Source organism: Streptomyces phaeochromogenes (genome assembly GCF_001418655.1).
GTDB classification, from domain to species: Bacteria; Actinomycetota; Actinomycetes; order Streptomycetales; family Streptomycetaceae; genus Streptomyces; species Streptomyces phaeochromogenes.
On the sequence record NZ_LIQZ01000174.1, the window covers coordinates 19,093 to 27,419 of the forward strand.

The following is an 8,327-nucleotide window of genomic DNA, read 5'->3' on the forward strand; positions in this document are numbered from 1 at the left end:
GGCGCCCCTCAGGGGCACGACCGTCGCCGTGCGTAATCGCCGTGGGGCGCCAACTACGGGAACTGCCAAGGGTTTCGGGGGGTCGCCCGGACGGCCGAACACTCTCGGTCAGCATCGCCCCCGATCCGTGTCGACGGAGATAGTGGCCTGGCGTGTCAACTTCCAGCCGTCGCCGTGTCGTTCGACGAACCCAAGTGAGCGGAGTTCGTACAGTCTCGCGACCGCGTCGTCCGCCGTCGTGCCGGCGCCCCTGGCGGTGTCCTGCGGCGATGCGGTCCCGTGGGCCGGCAGGGCGGCCAGCACACGGGCGGCGGCGGGGTCCAGGAGGTCGCGCGGCAGCACCGGCCCACGCCGGTCCGGCGCCAGCTCTCCCATGTCGCCGACCAGCTCCGCCACTTCCGCAGCGTCCGTGACCAGCGCGGCGTCCCCACGCAGCAGTTCGTGCACCCCCGCCGAGAGCGCGCTGGTGGCCGGACCCGGTACGCCTATCGCGTACCGGCCCAACCGCTGAGCGGCCCGCGCGGTGACCAGAGCGCCGCTCCGGTACGCCGCCTCGACGACCACCGTGCCGCGGGTCAACGCCGCGATGACTCTGTTGCGCAGGATGAACCTGCTCGGTGTCGGATGGTCGCCAGGCGGCAACTCGCCCACGACCAGTCCCTGTTCGGCAATCCGCGTGATCAGTTGTGTGTGCCCGCGCGGATAGGGCCGGTCGACCCCGCAGGCGAGTACGGCGACGGTGGCCCCGCCCGCGCCGAGCGCACCGCGGTGTGTCGCGCCGTCCACCCCGTAGGCACCCCCGGACACCACGACCCACCCCCGCTCGGCGAGCCCCGCCCCGAGTACGGACGCCATGTGAGCGCCGTACTCGGTACAGGCCCGTGCGCCCACGACCGCGACCGATCGCAGCGCCCATATCCGCAGGCTGGGCCGCCCTCGCACCCACAGACCGGCGGGCCTCGCGTCCCCGAGGTCGTCCAGCTGGGCGGGCCATTCGACGTCCCCCGGGCACACGAACCGCGTCCCGGCGTCCCGTGCCACGGCGAGGTCGCGCTCGGGGTCGGCCCGCTCGGCCCGGGCCCTCAGCCCTGCCCAGCGCTTGTCCGTCACGCCCGGCAGCTGCTGCCCGCCTCCGGTGAGCCGCCGGACCACCTCGGCAGCCCCGAGCTCGCGCAGCCACCGCCCGCAGACCTCGTCCCCCGGTTCGACGACGCGGGCCAGGAAGGCCCGGTGGAGCCGCGCCTCGTCCCCACCGTCCCTGCTGGCACTACTGTCCCTGCCGTCCCCACTGCCCCTGCGATCTCGACTGTCCCTGCCGTCCTCTCCGCCCATGCTGTCCCTGCTGTCCCCGCTCACGACAGCGCCCCGATCGCCATGGGCACCCCCCGGGGGACCCCGGTGCGCAGTTGCAGGGCGAGGGCGACGTCCGTCACGTCGGGCCGGTCGTGTCCCACCAGGTCCGCGACGGTCCAGGCGACGCGCAGGACACGGTCGAGACCGCGCGCGGTGAGCACGCCGCGCTCCAGACTGCGCTCGGCGTCGTCCATGGCTCCCGGAGAGGCGTACCAACGGCTGCGCAGCTCCCGTCCCGGCACTTCGCTGTTGGTCCGCCAGGGAAATTCCGTCAGCCGGGCCGCGGCCCGCTCCCTGGCCTCCCGCACCCGGTCGGCGACCGTCTCGGTGGATTCGCCCCGCGCGCCCCTCTCCGTGAGCTCGGACCGGGTGACGCGGTCCACCTCGACCCTCAGGTCGACCCGGTCGAGCAGCGGCCCGGAGAGCCGTGCCTGGTAGCGGCGGATCGCGGAGGACGGGCACTCGCACAAACTGTCCCGCTGCGAGAAGCGGCCACAAGGACATGGATTCGCCGCGAGCACCATGAGGAACCGAGCGGGGAAGCGCACGACTCCGGCGCTGCGCGCGATCACCACGTGCCCCGATTCCAAGGGCTGGCGCAGAGCGTCGAGAGCGTGGCTGCTGAATTCTGGTGTCTCGTCGAGGAAGAGCACTCCCCGGTGGGAGAGCGACACCGCGCCCGGCCGTGCGATTCCCTGGCCGCCTCCGACGAGCGCCTGCATGGTCGCCGAGTGGTGCGGTGCGCAGTAGGGCGCGACGTCGACCAGGGGTTTGCCCGGTGGCAGCAGGCCCGCGACCGAGTGGACCGCTGTGACCTCCAGGGACTCACCGCGGCTGAGCCTCGGCAGGATGGCCGGAAGTCGCTCGGCCAGCATCGTCTTGCCCGCGCCCGGCGGACCTTCGAGGAACAGGTGATGTCCGCCCGCCGCGGCGACCTCCACCGCGGTCCGTGCCGAGTGCTGGCCGACGACGTCGGCGAGGTCGTGTCCGTGGTCGTGCTGCATGGCGCCCATGCTGTGCATGCCCGTGGCCGCGCCCGTCCCCGGCATGCGCAGGCCCGCGAGCAGCGGATCCGGGCGGCCCTGCTCGTCGGGCTCCTCGTCGGGCACCGGTTCGTCCGTGAGGACGGCGATCAGCTGCCGGAGGCTGCGGACGCCGAGCACGGACACCCCGGGCACCAGCGAGGCCTCGGCTGCCGCGCATTCCGGCACCACCACCTGCTCGTACCCCGCGTCCGCCGCGGCCAGCACGGCCGGCAGCACACCCCGGACGGGCCGGACCCGCCCGTCCAGCCCCAGCTCGCCGATCATCACGATGTCGCAGAGCACCCGCGGGTCGATGCGCTCGGAGGCCCCCAGCGCCGCACAGGCGATCGCCAGATCGAATCCACTGCCGCTCTTGGGCACCGAGGCCGGGCTGAGGCCCACCGTGAGCTTCTTCTGCGGCCACTCGCCGCCGGAGTTGACCACGGCCGCCCGTACCCGGTCCTTGCTCTCCGTCAGGCTCTTGTCGGGCAGGCCGACCAGGGTGAACGCCGCGACCCCGGGCTCCAGGTCCGCCTGCACCTCGACGACGACGCCCTCCACACCGACGAGGGCCACCGAGCACGTACGCGCGAACCCCATCAGGCCACCCCCCGCACGTGCTCCACGACAGGGGCGCCGCGCTCGGGCAGCAGGACGCCGACGACGTCGATGCGGACGCCGCCGGGTGGGGCTCCTCCGTGTTCCTGCAGCCAGCGCTCGGCGAGGCCGCGCAGCCGCTGTGCCTTGACCGGGGTGACGGCGGCCATCGGGTGCTCGAAGGCTCCCGTGCGGCGGGTCTTGACCTCGCAGACGACCAGCGCGTCGCCGTCCCGGGCCACGATGTCGATCTCGCCGGCCCTGCCCGCGCGCCAGTTGCGCCGCAGGACCGTCATACCCGACTCGGTCAGCCGCCGTGCGGCCAGATCCTCGCCGTACTTCCCCAGTGCGTTGCGTGCCTTGGACGTCTTCATGTGGGCACCACCTCCGGCACCCACACTGAGCCCGCCTCGGCCCGCTATTGGATCTTGGTGCACGGCCACTCGGTTGTGGACAACTCAGTCACCCACACGAGTGGCCGTACCCACCTCCGGCCGGTCGTCGACCGTGATCCCTCAGCTGCTCGGCAGTTCGAGATCGCTCTTGTTGAGCTCCTCGATGTTCACGTCCTTGAATGTGAGGACGCGCACCTGCTTCACGAACCGAGCGGGCCGGTACATGTCCCATACCCAGGCGTCCGCCATGGACACCTCGAAAAACACCTCGCCCTGGACCGAGTGCACCTGCATCTCGTAGTCGTTGGTGAGGTAGAAGCGCCGTTCGGTCTCGATCACGTATTTGAACAGACCGACGACATCGCGGTACTCCCGGTAGAGCTTCAGCTCCATCTCGGTCTCGTACTTCTCGAGGTCCTCGGCGCTCATGGCATGTTCCCCTTCAGCCGTGCGTCCCCCTATTGTGCGCCAGCCCCGCGAGCCCCTAGACGATTTCCGTGTCGAGGGTCTCGGGACCGGCCGGGGGCCCTTCGTCGAGCAGCCTGCGCAGCAGCTCGGCGAGTCTGGTCGGATACACCGTCTCATGTGCCTGGTTAAGTTCCTGGCACGTCCACCAGCGCGCTCCGGCGACACTGCGCCGTTCCAACTCGGTCAGTCCCTTGGCCTCGGTCGCCGTCTGTGTCGTACGGGCCAGGTAGTACCACTCCTCCTGGTCCCAGCGGCGCCCCGCGAACGGGAACGAGCAGGTCCGCCGCCACAGCACCGGGCCCAGTTCGACCTCGGTGATGCCGGTCTCCTCCACGAGTTCCCTGCGGGCGGCCTCTTCCCGCGTCTCGTCGCCCTCCACGCCGCCGCCCGGTGTGAACCACCAGTTGTCCGACGGGTCCTCGGGTTCGTGGCCGTGGAGCAGCAGGATGCGGTCCTGCGGGTCGAGCAGCACCACCCGGGCGACCTTCCGCAGCTCCCCGAGTTCATCGGGCCCGGGGACCGGCTGCCCGCCCGTGCTCCCGGACCCTGGGGCCGCCCGCTCGCCCGCGCTTCCGGAATCCGCGGCCGAGGCCGACCGCTCGCCCGCTCCCTGCGGCGCCTCAGCCTGCAAGGGCCTGCTCCCTCGTCCCCGTGCGTCCGCGCCGGCGCCCCGCCCGCTTGGCGATGGGACCGTACGCCCCGCCGCCGAGGACGAGTACCGCGCCGACCACGATCGCCGTGAGGACCAGGCGCAGGGGCCCCGGCTCGGAGATGGCGCCGAGGGTCTCGAAGTTGGTGGGCCGGGCCAGCATGCCGTTCATGGGCCAGGCCACGGCGTCGACGCGGGCGTCCACCGCGCTGCGCGGCACCGTGCCGCTGCCGGCCTCCGTGAGGTGGGCGGTGGAGTCGAGGGAACCGCTGCGCTCGTCGCCGAGCAGGAAGAGCCTGCCCTCGGGAACCTTGATGGCCGGGATCGTGGTCGCCTCGGCCGCACTGCCCTTGGGGAGATACGGTTCGTCGATCTTCTTGCCGTTGACGGTCAGCTTGTTCTGCGTGCAGCAGGCGACGGTGTCCCCGCCCACGGCGACGACGCGCTTGACCATGGGCATGTTGCCCCAGCTGGCCTGCTTGAAGACGACGACGTCACCACGCTCGACGTCGGAGCCGTCGATCCGCTCGGCGAGCACCCGGTCGCCGGCCGTGATGGTCGGCGACATCGAGTCGGTCGGCACGGTGTAGGGCTGGTAGACGATCGCGCCCCAGGCGAACCCGCCGAGGAAGAGCACACAGCCGAGGGCCATGGCGAATCCCGACAGCTTGCTGCCGAGCCGCCCATGGCCCTCGTCCGTACGACTTGTCCCGCTCATCCCAGTGCTCCCCCAACTCGGAGAATCGACCCCGCGGCCCAGGTGCGGGCCGCGGAAGATCGGCGATCTGGGACGGCACCCTACCCGGCGGTACCCGGCCCAGAAACCCTGGTGTTCCCGACGGTGAGGCGGCGCCTGCGCCACAGCACCAGCGGCACCGCGCCCGCGAGCCCGAGCGCGCCCGGAGCGGCGGCGCTGAGGTTCTGGTCGAAGGTGTCCGGCACCGGCAGCGTCGACCAGCGGGTGGGCGGCCAGGCGACGACGATGGCGCGGCCCACGACGTTGTCCACGGGCACGAAGCCCTTGTACTTGTCCTGCTGGTGGTAACGGGAGTCCAGCGAGTTCTGCCGGTGGTCACCCATGACCCAGATTTTGCCTTCGGGCACCTTCACCTTGAACTGCCCGCCGAGGTCGTCCACCGTGCACGGGGTGTTGCCCGGGTACACGTAGGAAGTCTCGTTCAGCGCCTTGCCGTTGACCTTCAGCGGGCCGGTGCCCTTGCACTCGACCGTGTCACCGGCGACGCCGATGACGCGCTTGATGAGGTCCTTCTCCTCGGCGGACGGCATCAGGCCGATCCAACTGAGGCCCTTCTGGATCGCGTTCGGGTTCGGGGTCGGCTCGCCCGCCAGCCACTTGTCGGGGTCGTGGAAGACGACGACCTCGCCGCGCTCGGGCTCCGAACCGAACCACGGGGTCAGCTTGTCGACCAGAACGCGGTCACCTTGCTGGAGGGTGTTCTGCATCGAGTCCGAGGGGATCGAGAACGCCTGCACCAGGAAGGTCTTGATCAGCAGCGCGAGAACGAGCGCGATACCGATGAGCAGCGGGAGTTCTTTCCAGAAGGACCGCGGTTTCTTCGGCTGCGGGGCGGCTCCGTCGCCGTCCCGCGCGTCTCTGCCTCCGTCGCCGCCGGAGTCGCCTCCGTTGTCACTGCCGGCGGTCACGTCGTCCTCTACGGCTGGGGGGACCGACTCTTCGGGTCGCTCCGGTCGCTCCTCGGGGCCCTCGTGTCCGGACCGTGCGCCGACCGCCAAATCCCCCACATCCACTCCTCACTCCGTGCCGCCGCCTGCGACGGATGCGACGCAGGCCCACCACTCCCATAACGAGCGGGAGTTCCGCAGGGGTCGGGAGCGGGATCAATCCGTATCGATCCGCGGTGGCCACCCTATGCGACGCGCCGAGCGCAACGCCCGCCCCACCGGGCGCGTCGGGCACGGAGGCATACGTTTCCGGCTCGTTGAGCCGGCTCCAGTGACCGATGGGCCAGGCGATGACCATCGCGCGGCCCACGACGTCCTCGGAGATGGTGCCGTTGTACTTCTCGGTGCGGTGGTAGCGGGAGTCGGCGGAGTTGGAGCGGTGGTCTCCCATGACCCACAGGCGCCCCTCGGGCACCTTCACCTCGAAGTTGAGTGAGGAGGGTTTGTCGCCGGGGTTGATGTAGGGCTCGTTGAGCGGCATGCCGTTGACGGTCACCCGGCCCTGGGTGTCACAGCACTTGACGGTGTCGCCGCCGACCGCGACGACCCGCTTGATCAGGTCCCGTTCGTTGTCGGAGGGCAGCAGGCCGATGAAGGTCAGCACCTCCTTGACCTGCTTGACGACGATGGGGTCGTCCGCCTTCGCCACCGGCTGTTCGTCCTCCAGCCATCCGCCGGGGTCCTTGAACACGACGACGTCGCCGCGCTCGGGCTTCGAGCCGAACCACGGCGTGAGCTTGTCGACCAGGACGCGGTCGCCGATCCGGATCGTCTGCTCCATGGAGCCCGACGGGATCACGAAGGCCTGGACGAGGAACGTCTTCAGGACGAGCGCTATGAGCAGGGCGACCCCTATCAGAAGGGGTATCTCCTTGATCGCCGAACGCTGTCTGCGCCGCTTGACCCTGCGGGCGAGCTTGCGCCGCTCGGCACGGCCGGGCAGGACGGGGCCTCCGGTACGCCGGCTACCGGTGGGCAGGAGGTCCTCGGCGGCGCTGTGGGCGCTGCGGGGCTTGCCGCGGTTACCCATGGACACCGTCCGCGGTGCTCGAACCGCTCGGGGCCGGGGTGCCGCGCCCTGAGGCGGCGGGCACGCGCGCGTAGTCGTCGGCGCGCTCCAGGCTGGTCCAGTGGCCGAGGGGCCAGGCGATCCAGTCGGCTCTGCCGATCACGTCGTCGACGGGGATCATGCCGCCGCCCGGGGAGCCCAGGTGGTCGCGGGAGTCGCTGGAGTCACCGCGGTGGTCACCGAGGACGAACAGAGTGCCGTCGGGCACCGCGACGTCGAAGGACACCTCTGACGGCTTGTCGCCCGGGAACAGAAACGTCGACTCGTCGACCGACCGGCCGTTCACCTCGATCCTCCCCTGCCTGTCGCAGCAGACCACATGGTCTCCCCCCACGCCGACGACACGCTTGATGTAGTCGGCGTCGCCGAAGTAACCGGTGCCGTCGAACACGACGACGTCACCGCGCCTCGGCTCAGCACCGAAACGGTACGCCAACTTATTTACGAGAACGCGGTCCCCGATCCTCAATCCGGGCTCCATCGAGCCACTGGGAATCTGGAACGGCTGGATCACGAAGCGGCTGAGCAGCAGCAGAGAAAACAGACAGAACAGCACGGTCAGGGTGATCCGGCCCCCGGGCAGCCGGTCCGCCAACGCGAAACGCGACCGTTCCTCCGTCCCCTCTGTGTCCGAGATCTCCTCGGATCCGGCGGGGTGGGAGGAGCGGTCGCGCTCCGTGTGCTGTGCTTCGGCGTCCATCGGGGCCAGATGCTATCCGGCCCTCAGACGGAGCCCGGCGCGAGTGCTCAGTTGTCGCGCTTCTCCTTGATCTTCGCGGCCTTGCCGCGCAGGTCACGGAGGTAGTAGAGCTTCGCGCGACGCACGTCACCGCGGGTGACGAGCTCGATCTTCTCGACGATCGGGGTGTGCACCGGGAAGGTGCGCTCGACGCCGACGGAGAACGAGACCTTGCGGACCGTGAAGGTCTCGCGGACACCGGCGCCCTGGCGGCGGATGACTACGCCCTTGAACTGCTGCACACGGGAGCGGTTGCCCTCGATGACGCGGACGTGGACGTTGACGGTGTCACCCGGGCGGAAGGCCGGGACGTCGCTGCGCAGCGACG

General features: G+C 70.6%; 10 protein-coding genes. All 10 read right to left on the reverse strand.

Annotation, left to right across the window (positions count from 1 at the left end):
• Nucleotides 1-108: 108 nt before the first annotated feature.
• On the reverse strand, nt 109-1,356 hold the full coding sequence (dprA, locus tag AOK17_RS23865) for a DNA-processing protein DprA (protein ID WP_425424630.1): 1,248 nt from the start codon (nt 1,354-1,356) through the stop codon (nt 109-111).
• A complete protein-coding gene (locus tag AOK17_RS23870; protein WP_055614588.1) occupies nt 1,353-2,978 on the reverse strand; it encodes a YifB family Mg chelatase-like AAA ATPase in 1,626 nt (541 codons plus the stop codon). The genes dprA and AOK17_RS23870 overlap by 4 nt, the downstream gene beginning before the upstream one ends.
• The gene (locus AOK17_RS23875; RefSeq protein ID WP_055614589.1) at nt 2,978-3,349 is read right to left on the reverse strand and encodes a YraN family protein; all 372 of its coding nucleotides are present in this window, start codon (nt 3,347-3,349) and stop codon (nt 2,978-2,980) included. The genes AOK17_RS23870 and AOK17_RS23875 overlap by 1 nt, the downstream gene beginning before the upstream one ends.
• Nucleotides 3,350-3,490: 141 nt before the next feature.
• The gene (locus tag AOK17_RS23880) at nt 3,491-3,799 is read right to left on the reverse strand and encodes a DUF2469 domain-containing protein (protein ID WP_055510545.1); all 309 of its coding nucleotides are present in this window, start codon (nt 3,797-3,799) and stop codon (nt 3,491-3,493) included.
• Nucleotides 3,800-3,854: 55 nt separating this feature from the next.
• Nucleotides 3,855-4,331 carry an NUDIX hydrolase gene (locus AOK17_RS23885; protein WP_055614601.1) on the reverse strand — a complete coding sequence of 159 codons (477 nt, stop codon included), beginning with the start codon at nt 4,329-4,331 and terminating at the stop codon, nt 3,855-3,857.
• A gap of 127 nt (nt 4,332-4,458) precedes the next feature.
• Entirely contained in the window at nt 4,459-5,205 is a 747-nt protein-coding gene (lepB, locus tag AOK17_RS23890) for a signal peptidase I (RefSeq protein ID WP_055614590.1), read from the reverse strand.
• 80 nt (nt 5,206-5,285) lie between these two features.
• Entirely contained in the window at nt 5,286-6,251 is a 966-nt protein-coding gene (gene lepB / locus AOK17_RS23895) for a signal peptidase I (RefSeq protein ID WP_079053242.1), read from the reverse strand.
• Nucleotides 6,136-7,221, reverse strand: coding sequence for a signal peptidase I (lepB, locus tag AOK17_RS23900; protein ID WP_055614592.1), 1,086 nt, complete (start codon nt 7,219-7,221; stop codon nt 6,136-6,138). The genes lepB (AOK17_RS23895) and lepB (AOK17_RS23900) overlap by 116 nt, the downstream gene beginning before the upstream one ends.
• Entirely contained in the window at nt 7,214-7,960 is a 747-nt protein-coding gene (gene lepB, locus AOK17_RS23905) for a signal peptidase I (protein WP_055614593.1), read from the reverse strand. The genes lepB (AOK17_RS23900) and lepB (AOK17_RS23905) overlap by 8 nt, the downstream gene beginning before the upstream one ends.
• A 47-nt stretch (nt 7,961-8,007) precedes the next feature.
• Nucleotides 8,008-8,327 (reverse strand): 50S ribosomal protein L19 (rplS, locus tag AOK17_RS23910; protein ID WP_063997283.1); only part of this gene is annotated, 320 nt, incomplete at its 5' end.

Coding starts and splice junctions, on each gene's coding strand:
- AOK17_RS23880 (WP_055510545.1), bottom strand. CDS start 3,799: ATGAGCGCCGAGGACCTCGAGAAGTACGAGACCGAGATGGAGCTGAAG.
- lepB (WP_055614593.1), bottom strand. CDS start 7,960: ATGGACGCCGAAGCACAGCACACGGAGCGCGACCGCTCCTCCCACCCC.
- AOK17_RS23870 (WP_055614588.1), bottom strand. CDS start 2,978: ATGGGGTTCGCGCGTACGTGCTCGGTGGCCCTCGTCGGTGTGGAGGGC.
- lepB (WP_055614592.1), bottom strand. CDS start 7,221: ATGGGTAACCGCGGCAAGCCCCGCAGCGCCCACAGCGCCGCCGAGGAC.
- lepB (WP_055614590.1), bottom strand. CDS start 5,205: ATGAGCGGGACAAGTCGTACGGACGAGGGCCATGGGCGGCTCGGCAGC.
- AOK17_RS23875 (WP_055614589.1), bottom strand. CDS start 3,349: ATGAAGACGTCCAAGGCACGCAACGCACTGGGGAAGTACGGCGAGGAT.